Consider the following 21,840-nt stretch of genomic DNA (forward strand, 5'->3'; position numbering starts at 1 on the left):
GAAAATGATAGTTAGATGCGCTATTTTTAACAACACAAAGATACCTATAAATGCCAATTCCCTTATTTAATTCAATTGCTTCTTGGTTACTGAAAAAACGTTATCATCAGATAGAACTTTTTTTAAAGTATCCTGAAGAGGTTCAAGAAGAAGTATTGTTGCAACTCTTAGAGTTTGCAGAAGATACTGAAATTGGAAGATTATATGAATTCGATACCATAGAAACATATAAGGAGTTTAAAGAAAGATTACCTATTGTATCCTATGAAGAAATTGAGCCTATTATAGAAAGGACAAGAAGAGGTGAGCAGAATCTTTTTTGGCCCACTAAAGTGAAGCTTTTTGCAAAAAGTAGTGGTACCACAAATGCTAAAAGTAAATTTATACCCGTAAGTGCCGAGGCTTTGGAGGATTGCCACTATAAATCAAGTAAAGACTTGTTGTGCTTATACTTAAATAATAATGAAAACTCTCAATTGTTTACAGGTAAGAGTTTACGATTAGGGGGCAGTAAAGAGTTATATGAAGATAATGGTTCTTTATTTGGAGATTTATCTGCAATTCTTATAGATAACATGCCTTTGTGGGCAGAATACAGTAGTACACCTAGTAATAAGGTGTCGTTAATGAGTGAGTGGGAAAGTAAGTTAATGGCGATTATTCATGAAAGCGTTCAAGAAAATGTAACTAGTCTTGCAGGGGTACCGTCATGGATGTTGGTTTTAATGAATAAGGTGTTAGAAGAGACAGGTAAAGAAAACCTTTTTCAAGTATGGCAAAACTTAGAAGTTTATTTTCATGGAGGGGTAAATTTTAGCCCTTATAAAGAACAGTATAAAAAAATACTACCTAATGAAAACTTTAGATATTATGAAATTTATAATGCCTCTGAAGGTTTCTTTGCAATACAAGATAGAAATGGGGTCGATGATTTATTGTTAATGTTAGATTATGGTATTTTCTATGAATTTATTCCTATGAATCTGTATGGTTCTTTAGAACAAGAGGCAATACCTTTATGGGAAATTGAGACTGGTAAAAACTATGCAATAATTATTACGACCAATTCTGGACTATGGCGTTACAAGATTGGAGATACGGTTCGCTTTACTTCTAAAAACCCATACCGCATAAAGGTCACTGGCCGTACAAAACACCATATTAATGTATTTGGCGAGGAATTAATTATTGAAAATGCGGAAGAGGCCTTAAAGATAGCATGTGCTGAAACTAAGGCAGAAATAATGGATTATACTGCAGGCCCGGTTTTTATGGTTGATAATAAAAAAGGTGCTCATGAATGGGTAATGGAATTTAGAACCTTACCTCAAGATTTTAATTCTTTTGTTGAAATTTTTGATAATGCATTAAAATCACTCAATTCTGATTATGAAGCAAAAAGACATAATAATATTACCCTAAATTTACCTTTAGTACATATAGCCCGAAAAAACTTATTTTACGATTGGTTAAAAGCAAATGATAAGCTTGGAGGACAACATAAAATTCCCAGACTATCAAATAAACGTGATTATTTAGAGGAACTTTTGTTAATGAACTAGTAAAAACTTCTATACACATCATTTTTTAGTCCAATCACAACATTTTTTTATTTTGGCGCAATTCTTGACATAACTTAGCTTTGGTATGAGAAATTTTTTCGTTTAAGGTTTTTATTCTAAAAAAGACTTGGTTAGGGTGTTTACATCGATAATTTAAGCGAGTAAACAATTAAATGTTGATTTAAGCAGTTAAAGATTCAACTTGCTGTAAGAAAACTTAACCTAAACTATAAAAGACTATTATTATGGCAAAGAAATTAGTGATTGTTTCAGATATGTGGGGAGCCAAAAAAGGAATGTGGATAACTTCATATTTAGGGTATTTACAGCAATATTTCGATATTACCTTTTATGATAGCCAATTTTTGGCCAATCTAGACATATTAATACAGTCAGAAGAAAATGTACATAATGCTTTTATAGAGGGCGGTATAGATACTGCGGCAGCTCACTTGTTGAAAAAAGAAACTGAGCCTTGTTATTATCTTGCTTTCAGTACAGGCGCTACCATAGTATGGGAAGCAGCTAAAAAGGGTTTACCTATTAAATCGTTTTATGGGGTTTCACCTACAAGAATTCGTTTGAAAAATGAAAGACCTAATATTCCTTTTCAATTATTGTACGGGGAAAATGATACTTTTAAACCTAGTAATGAGTGGGCTGACAAATTAGATATTGATATGGAAATAGTATCTAATTATGGGCATACATTATACACAGATGAACAGATAATACAAAAAGTGTGCTTAGAATTATTACAAGAAGTAACACAAATTGAACCACAGATCAAGAAAGTAGTTTAACCATTATAAAAAGTTCAAAGCATAAAAAAAGCGTGGATTTTTATCCACGCTTTTTTGTATTCTATAATTTCTTTTATGAAACGGCCTTTAACTTCTTAATTGTATCATACGATAACATTTCTTCTGCATATGGCTTTGTAACTTTAAATGTTTTTTCTCCCGAACTTGGCATTTCAAACATGGCATCAGTAAAAATAGCTTCACATAGCGATCTTAAACCTCTTGCTCCAAGTTTATATTCTATAGCCTTATCAACAATATAATCCAATGCTTGCTCAGTGATAGTAAATGTTATACCATCCATGGCAAACAATTTTTCATATTGCTTAATTATAGCATTTTTTGGCTCAGTTAAAATAGCTCTTAAGGTTTTCTTGTCTAACGGATTCATATGTGTAAGAACCGGAAGTCTACCAATAATTTCTGGTATAAGACCAAAATCTTTTAAATCCTTAGGAATAATATATTGTAATAAGTTACTTTCATCTAAAAAATTATCGGACTTCGATGCACTATAACCAACAGCTTGCATATTCAATCTTTTGGTAATAGCACGCTCAATTCCATCAAAAGCTCCACCAGCAATAAATAGGATATTCTCAGTATTTACTTCAATAAACTTTTGGTCTGGGTGCTTTCTTCCTCCTTTTGGCGGAACATTTACAACAGTTCCTTCTAATAATTTTAGAAGTCCTTGCTGTACGCCTTCTCCAGAGACATCTCTGGTAATAGATGGGTTGTCGCTCTTACGGGCAATTTTATCAATTTCATCGATAAATACAATACCTCTTTCAGCTTTCTCAAGATTGTAATCTGCCGCTTGTAAAAGGCGAGTTAAAATACTTTCAACATCTTCACCAACGTAACCAGCTTCGGTTAATACCGTAGCATCAACAATTGCCAATGGTACATTTAATAATTTTGCAATGGTTTTTGCCATTAAGGTTTTACCTGTACCTGTTTGGCCTACCATTATTATATTACTCTTTTGAATCTCTACATCATCTTCTTTAGTGGTAGGTTGAAGTAATCTTTTGTAATGATTGTAAACTGCAACAGACATTACCTTTTTAGTGCGGTCTTGACCAATAATAAAGGTGTCTAAAAACTCCTTAATATCTTGTGGTTTTTTTAGAACTAATTCTGAAGAAAGGTCGTTTGTTTTTGTTTGTTTTGATTCTTCAGCAACAATACCATGTGCTTGTTCTATACAGCGATCACAAATGTGCGCGTCTAGACCAGCAATTAATAAATTGGTTTCTGGCTTTTTTCTACCGCAGAATGAACACTCTAAATTTTCCTTTGCCATTATCTTTCTTCTCTATTCTATTCCTTAACGATCTAAAATCATTTTTGGTTTAAAAATCTTAGTTTATTTAATTTTAGTAGTCGAAATTATTCTTTATCCCTTACTAAAATTTCATCGATCATACCATATTTTAGTGCTTCATCAGCTTTCATCCAATAGTCACGGTCACTGTCGTCACGTACTTTTTCTATATCGCTGCCAGAGTGTTTTGCAATAATCTCATATAACTCGTCTTTAAGCTTAAGTATTTCTCTAGCAGTAATTTCTATATCACTTGCTTGTCCTTGAGCACCACCCATTGGTTGATGGATCATAACACGAGAATGCTTTAAGCCACTTCGTTTTCCTTTTTCCCCAGCACATAATAATACCGCTCCCATAGAGGCTGCCATACCAGTACAGATCGTTGCTACATCTGGACTTATAAACTGCATAGTGTCATAAATACCAAGACCTGCATAAACACTACCTCCTGGAGAGTTAATGTAAATTTGAATGTCTTTCTTAGCATCTACACTGGCTAAAAACAATAATTGTGCCTGTATAATGTTGGCTACTTGGTCATTTATACCGGTGCCCATGAAAATAATACGATCCATCATTAAACGAGAATAAACGTCCATGGCTACAATGTTCATAGATCTTTCTTCAATAATATTTGGAGTCATGCTCGTTGGGTACATGCTGCTCATTATTGAATCGTAATATGTGCTACTGATGCCTTGATCTTTTATAGCGAAATTCTTGAATTCTTTTCCGTAATCCATAAATTGTATGTCTATTTTTTAGAGTAAAAAAAGGTGCCGAAAATTTTATTTCCGGCACCGTAAAGATACTTAATTTATTGTTTGGAATTATCCGTAAACTTCTTTCACGAAATTTTCATAGGTAACTTCCTTTTCTTTAAGATTTGCTTTCTCTTTGTAAAGATTTAATAATTTTTGACTCATCAATTGTTCCGATAGTCTTTTTACTTCATCTTGGTTGCCCAAAACACGTGCTGCAATATTGTCAAGCTCTTCTTCTTTAGGATCTAATTGACCAAATTGAGCCATTTGCGAACGAATAAACCCTTTAGAGAATTCTTTTAATTCATCGAATTGAACTTGTAGATCATTGTCACGAATTATTTTGCCTTCAATAAGTTGGTAACGTAATCCCTTCTCTGATTTTGCATACTCTTCACTAGCTTGCTCCTCAGATAACGGCTCTTCGCCTGTCATTTGAATCCATTTGGTCAAGAAACCACTTGGTAAATCAAACTTGGTATTTTCAATAAAGTATTCAGTAACGTCGTTCAATAATTTTTGATCTGACTGTTGTTCAAATTGTTTTTCGGAATCTTCTTTAATACGTTCTTTTAATTCCTTTTCAGACTTTACACTGTCCGGTCCAAAAAGTTTGTCAAACAATTCTTGATTTAACTCCGCAGGTTCTCTTTCGTTTATTTCAGATATGGTAAAAGTAACCTCAATATCTAAAGATTCTGCTTTTGTCTTATCAATGCCTAAAGCGCTAGAAAGCATATGATCTTCATTAAATAAACCTTTTGTTTGCAACGTTACAACATCACCTACTTTTTTGCCTTTTAAAGCATCTAAAGCTTTTTTGCTTTTCAACTTATCAGTTTCAAGCAGCGTTTTGTTGTCAATTTCTTCAGCTTCGTTGGTGAAAGTACCACTAACTTCATCATTTATGCTTACTGCATCTTTACTAACAAGTTTACCGTATTGCTTTTGAATACGCTCTACTTGCTCATCGATCATCTTCTTGTCGGCAACTATTTTGTATTGTGTAATTGCTTTTTTTGTTTTTAAGGCAACTTCAAAATTTGGTGCTAGGCCAAGTTCAAATTCGAAAGCTAATTCATCTTGGTTCCAATCAAAATTATCTTGTTGTTTTGGTAATGGATTTCCAAGCACATCTAACTTTTCTTCTGTAAGATATTTGTTTAGATTGTCTTGTAGTAACTTATTTACTTCATCGACCAAAACGGCTTTACCATATTGCTTTTTTATAAGACCCATTGGTACTTGACCTTTTCTAAAGCCAGGTATGTTAGCTTGTTTCTTATAATCTTTTAAAATGGTATCTACCTTATCTTGGTAATCTTCTTTTGTGATAGCAACTTTAACTACTGCATTTAAATCGTCTATCTGCTCTTTAGTAATATTCATTCCTTAATATCTATTTGCATGTGTAAAATGGGATGCAAAAATACTATATTTTGCAAAGTCAACCAATTTTTTAAAGTATTGAATTTCAAATCACAAGCAACTATTGCTTGTCATCTTTTAACAGTGAAAAGAAGATAGATTGTAAAAAGGATAGCAAGAGACTAAAAATCAATGCCCACCAAATATTTTCAACGGTAAAACCGTCAATAAGTTTGTCCGCTAATAGAATTATTATTGCGTTAATAATTAATAAGAAAAGTCCCAGGGTTACTATGGTAACGGGTAATGTTAAGATGACCAAAATTGGTTTCACCAAAAGGTTTAGTAAACTTAAGACCACAGCTACTATTACAGCAGTCATGTAGCTGTCTACAGATACGTTAGGTAGTACTTTGGCTAAAATTACAACGGCAATTGCACTTAAAAGTATTCTTAATATTAGGTTCATGTTTGTTGTTTTTATTTGTAATTAATTGTTTTAGTTTAATTTTTTATTAAAAAGGGCAAAGATTTTTCCAGAAATTGCTCTGGGTTCTCTGCATGTAACCAATGACCGGCGTTCTCTATAGTTTCAACCTTAGCGATAGGGAAGTGCAAATTGATTAACTCGATATCATTTTTGGTTATGTATTCTGAACGGTCCCCTCTTAGAAATAAGGTAGGGCCGCTATAGCTATCTGTGCTGCTTATGTTATCCCCAATTTCATCCATCTTTTCACTTAATACTTCTAAGTTAAATTTGAAGCATAATTTTTTATTCTCATCCCTATCGAGATTTTTCAATAAAAATTGACGTATACCTAAGTTTGAAATATATTTTTTCAATTGCTGGTCAGCATCATTACGAGATTTTAAATTGGTGGTGTCTATTGCGTTTAACCCATTAATAATATCCTGGTGATGTGGCGGATAAAATTTTGGGGCAATATCGGCAATCAATAATTTATTTACACGCTCTGGATATGAACAGGCGAATTGCATTGCGGTTTTTCCTCCCATTGAATGGCCAATAACTGCTGCACTTTTTATCTCATAATGATTCATGTAGTTCAATAAATCATCTGAAAGAATATCATAATTAAAATTTGGGGAATGAAAACTTTTTCCATGGTTGCGTTGATCAACTAAATGAACTTGAAATCCATTTTCGGAATAAGAGGTTCCTAATGTTTTCCAATTATCAAGCATACCTAAAAATCCATGAAGAATAATTAGTGGCTTTCCTTCTCCTAAAATTAAAGAATGTAAAATTTGCTTCATTTTAACTTGTGTAAATACATATTTACCACATTATCAAGTCCTAAATATAACGCTTCGCTGATAAGGGCATGTCCTATGGATACTTCTAGTAAATTAGGAATATTTTTTGCAAAATATTCAATATTTTCTAAACTTAAATCATGTCCGGCATTAATGCCAAGTCCTAATTCGTTAGCAATGTTGGCCGCTTTTATAAAAGGGGTAATGGCTTTTTCTTTATTTAGTGCGTAATTAACAGCATAACTTTCAGTATATAATTCAATACGGTCAGTACCAACGGCCTTAGCACCTTTTATCATTTCAGTATCTGGATCCACAAAAATTGAAGTTCGTATGCCGGCTTGTTTAAAGGTTTTTATGACTTCACTTAAAAAATCTTTAAACTTAACCGTATTCCAGCCGGCATTGGATGTAATTGCATTTACCGAGTCTGGAACTAGAGTTACTTGTTCTGGCTTTACTTCAAGTACTAAATCTATAAACTTTGAAATAGGGTTGCCTTCAATGTTAAATTCAGTTTTTACCACTTTTTTTAAATCCCTAGCATCTTGATAGCGGATATGACGTTCATCTGGTCTTGGGTGAATTGTAATTCCTTGTGCGCCAAAATCTTCTAGGTCACTCGAAACCTTTAGTAAATTAGGAACATTTCCGCCCCGGGCATTTCTAAGTGTTGCTATTTTGTTTACGTTAACGCTAAGTTTTGTCATTATGTCGTATTTACCTTTTAAGTGCATCAAAAATACGAATAAGGCACGCCTTTTGATATTATTAATTGTTATTTTGCGTTATATATAAACCTATGCAGATTCAAGAACATATAATTACGAACATTCCGGTATTTGAAATAAAAGCGACTTTTGAAAAAATTTTACAATTTTTTCAAGATACCACGTATTCTCATATTGCTATTGTGGAAGAGGGTAGATTTTTAGGTGTTTTTTCTGAAAATGATGCTGATGTATTGCTTCCTGAAACTAAAATAGAAGAGTTTAGATATGAATTGGGTAGCTTTTTTGTTAGAAAAGATACAAATTGGTTAGATGTTTTAGAGGCATTCGCCAAAAACGAAGCTAATTTGTTACCCATTTTAAACGAAAAAGAAGAGGTTGAAGGCTATTACGATTTAACCGATATTGTAGCAGTCTTTATTGATACCCCATTTTTTACAGATCCAGGTAGCATTTTAGTAGTAGCTACAGGTATTAAAGATTATTCATTTAGCGAAATTGCTCAAATTGTAGAGAGTAATAATGCCAAGCTTATTGGTGGGTTTATTACAGATACCCAAAACGATATAATTCAAGTTACGCTAAAGATTACGGCCGAGAATTATAATAAGGTAGTACAAACATTTAGGCGATATAATTATCATATTCTTTTTGGTAATAGTGATGATGAATTTTTAGAAGAGCTTAAAAGTCGTTCAGATTATTTAGATAAATACCTTAATGTATAGTATGAAAGTAGCTATATATGGACAAATATACCAAGATAATGCTATTGAATATCTCGTAGAATTATTAGACGAGCTGAGAAAAGTGTCTGCCGAGGTTTTTATAGAAAAAGATTTTTTTGAACTTTATAGTACATTAAACTACGCTGTTTCTTACCAAACATTTACTATAAACAAGGGATTGAATTCAACTTTCGATATGTTTGTAAGTTTTGGTGGTGATGGAACTATTTTAAGAGCAACCACTTTTGTTAAGGATTTAGGTATTCCTATAGTTGGTGTCAACACCGGTAGGTTAGGTTTTCTTTCTACATTTAAAAAAGAAGATGTTAGGAAAGTCGTTAAAGAGTTTAACGAAGGAGCGTATACTGTCGTTGAACGAAGTTTGGTTCAATTAAGAACCGAAAAGCTAGATATCGAGTTTGGTGATTTAAATTTTGCCTTAAATGAAATTACTGTAAGTAGAAAAGACACCACCTCTATGATAACAGTAGAAACTTATTTAAATAATGAATACCTAACCTCTTATTGGGCAGACGGATTAATTGTCTCTACCCCAACAGGCTCAACCGGTTATTCATTAAGTTGTGGAGGCCCTGTAATTGTGCCAACTGCTAAATCTTTGGTATTGACGCCAATTGCACCGCATAACCTTAATGCAAGACCATTAGTGATTTCTGATGATACTATAATTCGATTAAAAGTATCTGGTAGAGAAGAAAATCATTTGGTGTCGTTAGATTCTAGAATTGCTTCATTAGAAAATGGAGAAGAAATTACCATTAGTAAAGCTCCTTTTACTATCAAAATGATTGAATATACGTCTGAAAGTTTTTTAAAGACCCTTAGAAATAAGCTACTTTGGGGTGAGGATAGACGAAATTGAGCCTACTTGTAAACAATAAATGACCTTAATTGCTGTTTATCCATTGTGAACATGAAAATTGTTCTGTTTTCTATTGCTGATAGGAGATGGCCGATAATTGTAAAAATTATTTTATGCGTTACACAGCGTTTTTGATATTGTTTTTTTTGCTCTCAAGTCTACAATCTCAGACTTATGAAGTAGGTGTTTTTGCAGGTGGAGCTAATACTATTAGTGATGTTGGGAAGACAAACTACATTTTACCTTCAGATATCGCTTTTGGAGGATTGTTTAAATGGAATATTAGTAAAAGATATGCATGGAGAGGTAGTTTAACATATGGTCAGTTTACTGCAGATGACAATAAATCGAGCTCTACGGCTAGACAACAAAGAGGTTATATCGTAGATAATTCTATTTTAGAAGGTTCGGTTGGTTTGGAATTTAATTTCGTAGAATATAATTTGCACAAGCTTGGTCCAGCCTTTACACCATATTTATATACGGGTCTTACTTATTTTAGATACGATTATCAGTATTTTAATGGCGGTGTTTTGCAAGAAATTGAACAGAAAGATGGTAGTTTTGCAATACCAATGACTGTAGGCTTTAAGTATCGTATTAATCAGTTTCTTATTTTTGGGGGCGAAATAGGTGCTAGGTATACATTTACAGATAACCTGGATGCCAGTAACCCTGAAGGTTCAAACTTTGAAGAATTTCAATTTGGTAATATTTTTAGTGATGATTGGTATGTGTTTTCTGGGTTAACCTTGACCTATACTTTTGGTAGAAAACCATGTATGGATTGTTTTGAGTAAACTGCCTAGTGGCAAGCCCGCGACGCAAGAAAGCGAAATTCAACATTAAAAACAACGTAAGTTTGTCTAACCGGTAGGCGAGCATCAAAGTATTTAAATCTGGATTATCGAGTAAAATAGAAATGAGCGAAGTAAAAGATATCGATAAACACAATGTTCCCAAACACTTGGCTATTATCATGGACGGTAACGGTAGGTGGGCAAAGCAACGTGGCAAACTTAGGGTTTTTGGACATGAGCATGGTGTTAAAACTGTAAGAATAGTAGTTGAGCAATGTGCACAATTAGGAGTTGATTTCTTAACCCTTTACACTTTTTCAACCGAAAATTGGAATAGACCAAAAGTTGAAGTTCAAACGTTAATGCGTTTATTAGTGTCCTCTCTAAAGAAAGAACTTAAAACATTTAACAAAAATAATATTCGCTTAAACACAATAGGTAATATTGAAGCTTTACCTTCAAAAGCATATAAAGAATTGACTGGGGTTGTAGATCAAACCAAGCAAAATACAGGCATGACGCTCACCTTGGCTTTGAGCTATGGAGCAAGAGAAGAGATGCAGTCAGCTATAAAAGCAATTAGTACCAAAGTTAAAAATAATATAATTTCAATTGAAAATATTGATGAAACCATTATAAATAACCATCTTTACACGCATAATTTACCAGACGTAGACTTGCTTATCCGTACTAGTGGAGAACATCGGATCAGCAATTTTTTGTTATGGCAAATTGCATATGCAGAGTTATATTTTATTGATGTATTTTGGCCAGATTTTAGAGAATATCATTTAATAGAGGCCATAAAAAATTACCAGAACAGAGAACGAAGATTTGGAAAAACAAGCGAACAACTCACTTAAAGATATGACGAGGTTCATATCCTTGAACCACATTTTTACCACCTTTTTATTGTTAACTACCTTCTTTGTCGCCGCACAGGATGCTACCTATGAGGATGGTAAAACTTATATTCTTGGAGGTATAGATGTCACTGGACTTCAAAGTTATAATGAGCAAACGGTAAAAACGTACACAGGCCTTAGAGTAGGTCAACCAATTACCTTGCCTGGCGAGCAAATCAGTGAGGTGATTAAAAAGTTATGGGGACTAGAGCTATTTAGCGAAATTGAATTTTACATTACCAATATCGAAGAAAATACCGTTTTTTTAGAATTGAATATAATTGAACGTCCTACCTTGGCCAATGTTACTTTCTATGGGGTTAAAAAAGGAAAAATAGAAGGCTTAATTAAAGATACCGATTTAAAAAAGGGTAAAAAAATTACCGAAAGCCTTATTTCAAACTCTAAAAATTATATTGCTAATAAGTACAAGAAGCAAGGGTTTTTAAATGCCCAAGTTAATATTGCGACGGCTAAAGATACCTCAGATACAAATACTGAGAACATGGTGGTCAATGTTAAAAAAGGAGATAAAGTTAAAATTCGTAAAATAGTTTTTGAAGGTAATGAGCAATTAAGTGATAAAAAACTCCGCAAAGCTTTAAAGAGTACTAAACAGAAAAAGTTAGGTAGATTTTGGAAGAAATCTAAATTTATTCAAGATGATTACGAAGATGATTTAGGCTTATTAGTAGATAAGTTTGCCGAAAATGGTTACCGAGATGCTAGAGTTATTTCAGATTCTGTTATAAAAATAGATGAGAATAACATTGATCTAAGAATAAAAGTTGAAGAAGGTGATAAATATTACTTTGGTAATATAGATTTCGTTGGTAATACGGTGTATACGGATCGTCAACTAAACCAAGTTCTTGGTATTAAAAAAGGAGATACTTATAATGGCGTATTGTTAAGAGAGCGTATTGCTGACAATACTAAGCCCGACCCAACCGATGTAACTAGTTTGTATCAAAATAATGGATACTTATTTTCAACAATAAACCCTGTTGAAATGTCCGCTGCTAACGATACCATTGATTTCGAAATTAGAATTATAGAGGGTAAAGAAACTTTTTTGAATCATGTAACGGTTTCTGGTAATGATAAAACCAACGATCACGTTATTTATCGTGAGTTACGTACTAGACCTGGCCAAAAATATGATAAATCAGATATAATTAGAAGTATACGTGAATTAGGTCAACTAGGCTTTTTTGATGCGGAACAAATAACACCTGATGTTTTAAATGCCAACCCTAATGAAGGTACAGTTGATTTAGCTTGGAGTTTGGTAGAATCTGGATCTAGCCAAATAGAACTACAAGGTGGTTATGGTGGTGGTGGCTTCATTGGTACTTTAGGGCTTTCATTTAGTAACTTCTCTATTCAAAATCTATTTAAAGGAGAAAAATATAAGCCTGTTCCTATGGGTGACGGACAAACATTTGCACTACGTATGCAAGCCAGTAGAACTTTTAGGGTATACAGTTTAAACTTTTCTGAGCCTTGGCTGGGAGGTAAAAAACCAGTTCGTTTTAATCTAAGTTTATCCAGAACACAACAGTTTGCTGCATCTTATGGTAATAATGGTAATGTTGAGGTAAGTAAAGATCAACAATTCTCTATTACAGGTATAACCGCTGGTCTTGCCAAACGTGTGCAATGGCCAGATGATTTCTTTACCATATCACATTCATTGGGATACCAGTTATACGATTTTAGAAATTATAATATCGGACTCTTTAATTTCGGTAATGGTAAGGCAAATTCGTTGGCCTATACTTTTGGGATATCTAGAAACGCTACCGAAGGAGGGCGTATTTTTCCGAGAGGAGGTTCTGATTTTGAAATTACGGCAAAATTTACACCGCCATGGTCGTTATTTAGTAATAAAGATTTTAGAGCACTAAAGAATAGATCTGAAGAATTAGACGATAAAAAGAACACAGAAGGTTTAACAACTTTAGAAAATAATGAATTGCAAGATATCGATCAAGAACGATTTAGATTATTGGAGTATTATAAAATAAAATTTAAAGGTGATTGGTATACCACGCTAGTAGATAAATTGGTTTTGAAATCTAATGCGGAATTTGGTTTCTTAGGTAGCTATAATAGTGCGGTAGGTAATGTGCCTTTTGAGCGTTTTTATGTAGGTGGTGACGGTATGGGGAATTTTACCCTAGATGGTAGGGACGTAGTACGATTAAGAGGATATGACAACCAGTCTATTACGCCATATGCAGAAGGAGCTACTACACCAGATGGTGCCTTAATTTACAATAAGTTTTCTCTTGAACTACGTTATCCGTTAACATTAAAGCCTTCTGCATCTATTTATGGACTTGCATTTTTAGAAGGTGGTAATGCCTTCAACAATTTTCAAGACTTTAATCCGTTTCAATTAAAACGATCGGCCGGTGTGGGGCTGCGAATCTTTATGCCAGCATTTGGTTTGTTAGGTATCGATTTTGGTTACGGATTTGATGAGGATCTTAAACCACAATCTGCAGGACAGGGTCCTAGTGGATGGCAAACTCACTTCATTATTGGTCAGCAGTTTTAATTTTCATTGAAATATAATAAACGCGCTATATGCTAATCCTTTCATTTTAAAAGATTTAGTAACTTTGGCACGATATTTTCTATAGGATTAAACGATATCAATTATGAGTTTAAAAACAAAAGTTCTTTTATTAGTTTCTGTCATTTTTATGACTATAGGTAGTTACGCCCAAAGAGGAGTTAGAATGGCCTATGTAGATATGGAGTATATCTTGGAAAATGTAGATGAATATAGAGATGCAACAGAGCAGTTAGAGACAAAAGTTCAGCGTTGGAAAGTTGAAGTTGAGCAAAAGCAAAGCGTTGTTGCACAAATGAAGAAAGACCTAATGGCGGAAAAAGTATTATTGACGCCAGAATTAATAGCTGAACGTGAAGAGGAGATTCAAATTCTCGAAAAAGAAATGATCGAGTATCAACAAGACCGTTTTGGGCCTCAAGGAGATTTGGTTTTGCAAAAAAGAAGGCTAATACAGCCTATACAAGATCAGGTGTTTAATGAAGTACAGAAAATAGGTGCAAATAAAAAGTATGATTTTATTTTTGATAAATCTGCGGATGTTGTAATGTTGTATTCTGAAAAAAGACATGATATCAGCGATTTAGTTTTAAGGGACATTGCAAGGACTAGAAAAGTAAGCAAGCCTAGTAAAAAAGCTGAGGATAGAAGTAGATTAGATGATTTTGAAGGAGATGATGAGCCAGAAGAGGTTAGTGAAGCTTTACAGGAACGTTTAGATAAAGCTACTGAAGCTGCGGAAGCGCGAGAAAAAACAGCAGCAGATACGAAAGCAGAGCAGTTGAAATTAAGAGAAGAAAGAAAAAAGGCGTACGAAGAAAGAAGAAAAAAATTGCTAGAAGAACGAGAAGCTAAGAAGCAAGAAAAATTAAAGGAAAGAAATAGCGATACCGAAAAAGATAATAACGGTACTATTTAAATAGGTTTATAACCATTAAAATTAACACTCAAATTAGAATTAAATTAACACTCATGAAACAAGTAAAACAAATTGTGATAGCTTTATTCTTGTTAGTAGCAACAACAAGTTTTGTAAATGCCCAAAGTAAGGTAGCTCATATCGATGTTACTCAATTATTATCAGCAATGCCAGAAATGAAGTCTGCAGAAGCTGAACTTAAAAAATTGCAAGAAACTTATAATGCAGATATTCAGGCTTCAATGACCGAGTTGCGTAACAAGTTTACGCAATACCAAAATGAAGCAGCAGCTAAATCTAAAGAAGAAAATGATAAAAGAGCTGTGGAATTACAAGGGTATGAAAAGAATATAGGTGAAGCTCAACAAGCTGCACAACAAGAGTTTCAAAAGAAACAAGCAGAGTTATTTGCACCTATTTCAGAGAAAGCAAAAGCCGCTATCGAGAAAGTTGCCGCTGCACAAGGTTTTGACTACGTTATTGATGCGCAAGCAGGTGGTGGTCTTATAGTTGCAAAAGGTAAAGATCTTTTAGCTGATGTTAAGAAACAATTAGGTTTCTAAATAGACTTTTATAAATAAGAAAAAGCCATCTAAATAAGATGGCTTTTTTTATGCTTTAATTTTTTGACTAATATTTCTCCACCGGAACCTTCTAATAAAAATACCTTCTTCTTCGGTAACAATATAATCGGTTTTGTTTTTGCTAGCTTGTAAAAAACCAACCATATTGTTCCAAAAAGATTTTATAGATTGGTTTTTCCATGCCATTTTTAATGAGGCAATACAAGTTATTGTAAAGCCATATCTCATGGTGTACATGGCTTTACCTTGTAATTTTTTGGCTTTTGTATTATAGGCTTTTCCAGTGGGTCTTAAATGTTTTACCTTTAAAGAAGTGTCTGTCTGTATAATATAGCCATGAAACCTTGCTAAAAGCTCATCTACCGTATCCCATCCCATGACATTTTTTAGCCCGCCAATGGCTTTAAAACAAGATTTAGAATAGGTTTTAATGGCGCCTCGTACATGGTCTTTGTCCATTGGGTGGTTTAGAACCCAATCTCCAGAATTGTTTTTCTCATATATAAACCCACCACAGATACCAATACTAGTGTTATTCTTGAAATGCATTGCAATAACTTCAAAATAATTTTCAGGTAGTATAATATCGGCATCCAGTTTACCTATGAAATCAAAATTATCATCTAATAGTGCCTGTCCTTTGTTAAACGCATTTATCACTTTGCGGCCAGGCATGTGATCCGTTGAAGAAACAATAGTCAATTTTTGAAAAATAGGATTCTCAGTACAATACTTATTGATTATAGTTTCTGAACCATCATAGGAATTGTCATTAACGAGAATTACTTTCTTGGGCAATAGGGTTTGCTTGATTATGCTACTTAAATTGCTTTCTAAATAAGCCGCTTCATTGTGTATCGGTATTACAAGATAATAATCCATATGCGTTTTGGTTTACTATTTTCTTGTGGCGTAAACGATATAATATCTAGGGGTAAATAATCTTAGAAGAGGTCTTAAGCCAATTTTCTTAACGGGGTTTGTCCATTTTTGTGAATCCTGTATTTCCCATCCGGCTTTTTCCAACAACCAATTAAATTGCCAATCTTCAAATTCATGGTAGTGCCTGTCCCATTTATCTGTTCTACTTCTATATGCTGGAGAAAACCACAATCTTAATGGTATACTGGCTACTAATTTTTTTGATTTAATGTTAGATAAAATGTGTAATGGGCCTAGTAAATGTTCAAAAATCTCAAAAGCAGTTACCACTTCGGCATCTGTATGTACAACAGAAGAAAAATCTAAATCTAGGTCTTCACCGATAGTGTTTTCTACTTCATACCCATCTTTTACCATTATTTTGGTAAACGGATTTTCTACACCTAAATCTAAAATTGATTCATTATGGGCTACATGTTTACGCAAAAAATGTAGCGTATGTTTATAGCGTTTATTAGGAAAACTGTTTTCGTACATGTTAGATTCTGTATACCATTGCATTGACGTTCATTCCGGCGCCAACACTTGCAAAGATAACAACATCTCCCTTTTTAATTTCTTGATTTTCTAATTTACCTTGTTTTACCAGGTCAAATAAAGTAGGTATGGTGGCTACAGAACTATTACCTAATTTTGATATACTCATAGGCATAATGCCTTCTGGCATGTCTTTTTTGTATAGCTTGTAAAAGCGCTTAATAATTGCTTCGTCCATTTTTTCATTGGCCTGATGTATAAATATTTTTTTTACTTCATCAATATTTACACCACTTTCATCTAAACAAGTTGCCATTGCTTTTGGTACATGCGTTACGGCAAACTCATAAATTTTTCTGCCGAACATTTTTATATAGTAATTGTCATCATCTATTTCTTTATTGTAGGTTTTCCCAAAAAATAGATAGCTTGCTTCGTCTACGGTAAACGTGGCGGAGTCATGTGCTATAATTTCACCACCGTCCTCTGTTTTTTCTACAATTGCTGCGCCAGCTCCATCAGAATAAATCATAGAATCGCGATCAAAATCATCAACTACTCTTGACAATGTTTCAGCACCTATTACCAAACATTTAGTAGCTATACCACTTTTTATAAAAGCATTTGCTTGTATCATACCTTCAAGCCAACCTGGGCAGCCAAAAATTAAATCGTATGCTACACATTTTGGGTTCTTTATTTGTAGTTGATGTTTAACCCTTGTTGCTAAACTTGGTAATGTATCTCCCTGGGTATGACCGTAGGTTAGGTCTCCAAAATTATGGGCTACGATAATATAGTCTAATGTTTCTTTGTCTACTTGCGCATTTTCAATGGCCTTTTCTGCAGCAAAAAAAGCAAGATTAGAGGTTTTGTGTTCTTTTGTAGCATATCTTCTTTCTTCAATACCGGTTATAGCTTTAAATTTTTCAATAATGACATCGTTATCATGATTGAAAGTGCTGCCGTCTAAGTTTAGAAATTTATGGTTATTGAAGTCTTTATTGGTGATTTTTAAACTAGGAATATAGCTTCCTGTTCCCGTAATAGATATACTCATGGTAATTAATTGGATTGCTGAGGAAATATAATAAAAGATTAAACTTTTTTTATGCGTGCATAGCAAGTATTACGATGTTCAAGAAAGTATCAATAGTATTTAGGTAATTAAAAAAGCCTTTTCAGTTTAATGAAAAGGCTTTATAATATAGGGCTGGGACAGTTATTCTGCTTCCATGTATGCTTCTATGGGTGCACATGTACATATTAAATTACGGTCTCCATATGCATCGTCGACTCTACGTACCGATGGCCAAAATTTATTTTCCTTGATATAAGGTAATGGAAAAGATGCTTTTTGTCTTGTGTACGGAAACTGCCATTCATCTGAAGTTATCATTTCTAACGTGTGTGGCGCATTTTTAAGTACATTATCCGGTTGATCCAAAGAAGCTTCGTCAATTTCAGCTCTTATGGAAATCATGGCATCACAAAACTTATCTAATTCAACTAAATTTTCACTTTCCGTTGGTTCGATCATTACAGTTCCGGCAACAGGAAATGAAACCGTTGGCGCATGAAAACCGTAATCCATTAAACGCTTGGCAATATCTGTAACCTCAATGCCATTGTTTTTAAATGGTCTACAGTCTAAAATCATTTCATGGGCCGCTCTACCTTTTTCACCGGTATATAAAACTTCAAACTTGCCTTCTAATCTATGTTTTATATAATTCGCATTTAAAATAGCAATTTTAGTAGATTGTGTTAGCCCTTGTTCACCTAGCATTTTAATATAGCTATAAGAAATTAGACATGCTAGAGAACTGCCCCAAGGCGCTGCTGATATGGCTGTAATTGCTTTTTCTCCGCCAGTAGAAATTAGCGGGTTTCCTGGTAAAAAAGGTACTAATTGTGGCGCAACACAAATTGGTCCAACACCAGGGCCACCACCGCCATGTGGAATCGCAAAGGTTTTATGTAGGTTTAGGTGACATACATCAGCTCCAATTGTTGCGGGATTAGTTAATCCTACTTGAGCATTCATATTTGCCCCGTCCATATATACTTGACCTCCGTTGTCGTGAATTAATTTGGTAATTTGCTTGATTGAAGACTCAAAAACACCGTGCGTAGAAGGGTAAGTTACCATTAATGCAGCTAGTTTGTCTGCATGTAATTTGGCTTTCTCTTCTAAATCTGCTACGTCTATATTTCCTTTTTCATCGGTTTTGGTAACAATAACCTTCATGCCGGCCATTACAGCAGAAGCAGGATTTGTGCCATGGGCCGATGACGGAATTAAACATATATTTCGCTCGGAATCTCCTCTAGATTCGTGGTAGGCACGTATAACCATTAGCCCTGCATATTCACCTTGTGCACCGGAGTTAGGTTGTAAAGAGGTGTCGGCAAAGCCTGTAATTATTGATAAGTCTTTCGCAAGATCTTTAAGGACAGTTTGGTAACCTTCAGCTTGATCAATAGGAACAAATGGATGAATATTTCCCCAATTCGTCATGCTAAGAGGTAACATTTCAGTAGCGGCATTTAATTTCATAGTACAGCTACCCAACGAAATCATACTATGGTTTAATGCTAAATCTTTACGCTCTAATTTTTTAATATAGCGCATAAGCTCAGTTTCTGAATGGTAAGAATTAAAAACTTTATTCTCCATGAAAGTACTTGTACGCTGTAATTCTGAAGGTATAGAGGTGCCGTTAAGAAGTGCGGTAATTTCTATAGACGTCTTACCTAAGGCTTCGGCAAAAACAGAAATGATTTGATTTAGATCTTTAATAGAAGTTGCTTCATTAATAGCTATTGAAACCGTATTATTGTCAACATATAAAAAGTTGACTTCGTTTTTTTCTGCAATTAATCTAACTTTTTTAGCATCTACCTTAACTGTAATTGTATCAAAATAAGTACTATTTTCTTGGTATATACCTAAGTTTTCTAACGCATCTACGAGAGTGGTAGTGGTTCTGTGAATTTTGTTTGCGATATACTTTAAGCCTTTAGGTCCATGATAAACGCCATACATACCTGCCATTACCGCTAATAAAACTTGGGCAGTACAGATGTTAGATGTTGCCTTATCTCTTTTAATATGCTGTTCCCTAGTTTGCAATGCCATTCGTAAAGCGGGCTTTCCGTCAGTGTCTTTTGTTACGCCAATAATACGGCCTGGGATACTTCTCTTGTATTCCTCTTTAGTTGCAAAAAATGCAGCATGTGGACCACCATATCCTAATGGAATACCAAAACGTTGCGTTGTGCCAACTACCACATCAACACCAATTTCACCTGGAGGGGTTAATAACACCAAGCTCATAATATCAGCTGCTACGGCTACTTTTATGTCTTTTTCTTTGGCTTTTTGTACAAAACTTGAGTAGTCATTTACTTGTCCATATTTTCCTGGATATTGTAAAAGAATTCCATAAAATTCATCCTCAAATTTAAATTCTTCATGATTTCCGACAACCAATTCAATACCTAATGGAGTTGAACGTGTTTTTAATAAGGACAATGTTTGTGGTAATACTTCTTCCGAAACAAAGAATTTTTGAACATCGTTCTTTTTTTGATCACGACTTCTAACTTCGAACAACATGGTCATTGCTTCAGCTGCAGCGGTACTTTCATCTAACAAAGAGGCATTTGCTAATTCCATACCAGTTAAGTCTGTAACTATGGTTTGGAAATTTAGCAATGCTTCTAACCTGCCTTGAGCTATTTCTGCTTGGTAGGGTGTATAAGCGGTATACCAACCCGGATTTTCTAAAATATTACGCTTTATTACTGACGGGGTTAAACTTTCGTGGTAGCCTAGGCCAATGTACGACCTAAAAACTTTATTCTTTTTAGACAATGCTTCAATATGTGCTAAAAATTTATGCTCACTCATTGGGGCGTCTAATTTTAATGGCGCCTTAAGCCGAATGTCTTCAGGTATGGTCTCATAGATCAATTGTTCTAAATTATCAACCCCTACCTTCTTGAACATTGAGTTTAAATCTTCCTCCCTAATGCCGATATGGCGTAAAGCAAACACGTCAGTTTTCATAGATGTTTTGTTATATAATGTACAAAATTACCACTTTTATGTGTGTAAATTATAGTCTTTTGTCGTATGTAATACGAAAGTTTTTAACCAAAACAATGGGTTATAAACACTTTACCTACTTTTGTTGCATGACCATAATCAAAAGAATTTTTGATTTTTATCTTGATGCCAGTATTCATGTGGCTTTGGCCATCTTTAGCTTGGTTCAAGTTACGGCTCTTTCGCTAGGCATAAACGTGCCTAAAGAGTTATATTTTTTAATTTTTTTTGGATCTATTGCGTGTTATAATTTTGTAAAGTACGGGGTTGAAGCAGAAAAGTATATTCTATTGGCAAATAGGTATCATAAAAACATCCAATTTTTTAGTTTTGGGTGTTTGTTAATCGCTTTTTATCAGCTATTTTTTTTATCTGAAAAAGTTATTTTAGCCCTGTTGGTTTTAATGGCAGTTACGGGACTTTATGCCCTGCCAGTTTTGCCTAAACATAAAAATTTTAGAAGTTTAAGTGGACTGAAAATATTAATAGTAGCCTTGGTATGGGCAGGGACAACAGTTGTGTTGCCTGTTTTTTCGCAATTAGATGTACTATCATGGAATGCAAAAGTTGAAACTTTTCAGCGTTTTATGTTTGTGCTTGTACTTTTAGTGCCTTTTGAAATAAGAGATTTAAAATATGATAGTGCTTTATTGAAAACTTTGCCTCAACGCATAGGAGTTAAAGCTACTAAAATTATAGGTGTAAGTTGGATAGCTTTATTTTATTTTAGCACCTTTTTGAAAAATGATATAAGCCAAGTAATTCTTATAACCAATACGAGTCTTGCATTAGTTTTAAGCTATGTAATTTATGTTACTAAGGTGAATCAGAAAAAATATTTTGCATCTTTTTGGGTAGAGGCTTTACCCTTGTTTTGGTATATGCTATTATTTGTACTTAGTAAGTATTTTACTTTGTTTTAGCGCAAATTTCTTTCATTTTCTTTTTATCGTCTTCAGATAAAACTGCTAACCTTGCTTGATCACATAATGTAGTCAATTTTTTATTTTTAACGCTATGTTTAGTACATGTTTTGCACAGGATTAGATGAAACCTTAATTT

20 protein-coding genes are annotated in these 21,840 nt (G+C 33.9%); 10 read left to right on the top strand and 10 right to left on the bottom strand.

Annotation, left to right across the window (positions count from 1 at the left end):
* The first annotated feature begins 50 nt into the window (after positions 1-50).
* Both BTR34_RS11335 and BTR34_RS11340 read left to right on the top strand, forming a co-directional pair.
* On the top strand, positions 51-1,562 hold the full coding sequence (locus BTR34_RS11335) for a GH3 auxin-responsive promoter family protein (protein WP_068481667.1): 1,512 nt from the start codon (positions 51-53) through the stop codon (positions 1,560-1,562).
* A 245-nt stretch (positions 1,563-1,807) separates the two neighbouring features.
* A complete protein-coding gene (locus tag BTR34_RS11340; RefSeq protein WP_068481680.1) occupies positions 1,808-2,365 on the top strand; it encodes a dienelactone hydrolase family protein in 558 nt (185 codons plus the stop codon).
* A gap of 73 nt (positions 2,366-2,438) precedes the next feature.
* Here BTR34_RS11340 and clpX read toward each other — a convergent pair whose 3' ends face one another.
* The 6 genes from clpX to BTR34_RS11370 form a co-directional block, all read right to left on the bottom strand.
* Complete coding sequence (clpX, locus tag BTR34_RS11345; protein ID WP_068481683.1) at positions 2,439-3,674, bottom strand: ATP-dependent Clp protease ATP-binding subunit ClpX; 1,236 nt, start codon at positions 3,672-3,674, stop codon at positions 2,439-2,441.
* Between the two features lie 86 nt (positions 3,675-3,760).
* Positions 3,761-4,441, bottom strand: a complete 681-nt coding sequence (gene clpP, locus BTR34_RS11350; protein ID WP_068481686.1) for an ATP-dependent Clp endopeptidase proteolytic subunit ClpP — start codon at positions 4,439-4,441, stop codon at positions 3,761-3,763.
* A gap of 87 nt (positions 4,442-4,528) precedes the next feature.
* Positions 4,529-5,851: a trigger factor gene (tig, locus tag BTR34_RS11355; protein WP_068481688.1), complete on the bottom strand. Its 1,323-nt coding sequence runs from the start codon at positions 5,849-5,851 to the stop codon at positions 4,529-4,531.
* Between the two features lie 100 nt (positions 5,852-5,951).
* Complete coding sequence (locus BTR34_RS11360; protein WP_068481691.1) at positions 5,952-6,299, bottom strand: phage holin family protein; 348 nt, start codon at positions 6,297-6,299, stop codon at positions 5,952-5,954.
* 35 nt (positions 6,300-6,334) lie between these two features.
* Positions 6,335-7,111 (bottom strand): alpha/beta fold hydrolase, encoded by a 777-nt coding sequence (locus BTR34_RS11365; protein ID WP_068481694.1) that lies wholly within the window; start codon positions 7,109-7,111, stop codon positions 6,335-6,337.
* Positions 7,108-7,821, bottom strand: a complete 714-nt coding sequence (locus tag BTR34_RS11370) for a pyridoxine 5'-phosphate synthase (protein WP_068481696.1) — start codon at positions 7,819-7,821, stop codon at positions 7,108-7,110. The genes BTR34_RS11365 and BTR34_RS11370 overlap by 4 nt, the downstream gene beginning before the upstream one ends.
* A 92-nt stretch (positions 7,822-7,913) precedes the next feature.
* On the opposite strand from BTR34_RS11370, the gene BTR34_RS11375 reads away from it, so the two are divergent.
* From BTR34_RS11375 to BTR34_RS11405, 7 genes are all read left to right on the top strand, one after another.
* Entirely contained in the window at positions 7,914-8,570 is a 657-nt protein-coding gene (locus tag BTR34_RS11375; protein ID WP_068481699.1) for a CBS domain-containing protein, read from the top strand.
* A 1-nt stretch (position 8,571) separates the two neighbouring features.
* Positions 8,572-9,453 (top strand): NAD kinase, encoded by an 882-nt coding sequence (locus tag BTR34_RS11380; protein ID WP_068481702.1) that lies wholly within the window; start codon positions 8,572-8,574, stop codon positions 9,451-9,453.
* A 113-nt stretch (positions 9,454-9,566) separates the two neighbouring features.
* Entirely contained in the window at positions 9,567-10,253 is a 687-nt protein-coding gene (gene porG, locus BTR34_RS11385; RefSeq protein WP_068481885.1) for a type IX secretion system protein PorG, read from the top strand.
* Between the two features lie 122 nt (positions 10,254-10,375).
* Positions 10,376-11,116 (top strand): isoprenyl transferase, encoded by a 741-nt coding sequence (locus tag BTR34_RS11390; RefSeq protein ID WP_068481705.1) that lies wholly within the window; start codon positions 10,376-10,378, stop codon positions 11,114-11,116.
* Positions 11,117-11,120: 4 nt separating this feature from the next.
* On the top strand, positions 11,121-13,724 hold the full coding sequence (locus tag BTR34_RS11395; protein ID WP_068481708.1) for a BamA/OMP85 family outer membrane protein: 2,604 nt from the start codon (positions 11,121-11,123) through the stop codon (positions 13,722-13,724).
* 103 nt (positions 13,725-13,827) lie between these two features.
* Positions 13,828-14,661 carry an OmpH family outer membrane protein gene (locus tag BTR34_RS11400; protein ID WP_068481711.1) on the top strand — a complete coding sequence of 278 codons (834 nt, stop codon included), beginning with the start codon at positions 13,828-13,830 and terminating at the stop codon, positions 14,659-14,661.
* Positions 14,662-14,714: 53 nt separating this feature from the next.
* Positions 14,715-15,224 carry an OmpH family outer membrane protein gene (locus BTR34_RS11405; protein ID WP_068481721.1) on the top strand — a complete coding sequence of 170 codons (510 nt, stop codon included), beginning with the start codon at positions 14,715-14,717 and terminating at the stop codon, positions 15,222-15,224.
* Between the two features lie 48 nt (positions 15,225-15,272).
* Here BTR34_RS11405 and BTR34_RS11410 read toward each other — a convergent pair whose 3' ends face one another.
* From BTR34_RS11410 to gcvP, 4 genes are all read right to left on the bottom strand, one after another.
* A complete protein-coding gene (locus tag BTR34_RS11410; protein ID WP_068481724.1) occupies positions 15,273-16,127 on the bottom strand; it encodes a glycosyltransferase family 2 protein in 855 nt (284 codons plus the stop codon).
* Positions 16,128-16,142: 15 nt separating this feature from the next.
* A complete protein-coding gene (locus tag BTR34_RS11415; protein ID WP_068481888.1) occupies positions 16,143-16,664 on the bottom strand; it encodes a methyltransferase in 522 nt (173 codons plus the stop codon).
* A gap of 1 nt (position 16,665) precedes the next feature.
* On the bottom strand, positions 16,666-17,724 hold the full coding sequence (locus BTR34_RS11420) for a 3-oxoacyl-ACP synthase III family protein (RefSeq protein WP_068481727.1): 1,059 nt from the start codon (positions 17,722-17,724) through the stop codon (positions 16,666-16,668).
* Between the two features lie 162 nt (positions 17,725-17,886).
* Positions 17,887-20,739, bottom strand: coding sequence for an aminomethyl-transferring glycine dehydrogenase (gcvP, locus tag BTR34_RS11425; protein WP_068481730.1), 2,853 nt, complete (start codon positions 20,737-20,739; stop codon positions 17,887-17,889).
* A gap of 128 nt (positions 20,740-20,867) precedes the next feature.
* Here gcvP and BTR34_RS11430 point away from each other — a divergent pair, with 128 nt between their 5' ends.
* Positions 20,868-21,701, top strand: a complete 834-nt coding sequence (locus BTR34_RS11430) for a UbiA prenyltransferase family protein (protein WP_068481733.1) — start codon at positions 20,868-20,870, stop codon at positions 21,699-21,701.
* The last annotated feature ends 139 nt before the right edge of the window (positions 21,702-21,840 follow it).

Source organism: Maribacter hydrothermalis (assembly GCF_001913155.1).
GTDB classification, from domain to species: domain Bacteria; phylum Bacteroidota; class Bacteroidia; order Flavobacteriales; family Flavobacteriaceae; genus Maribacter; species Maribacter hydrothermalis.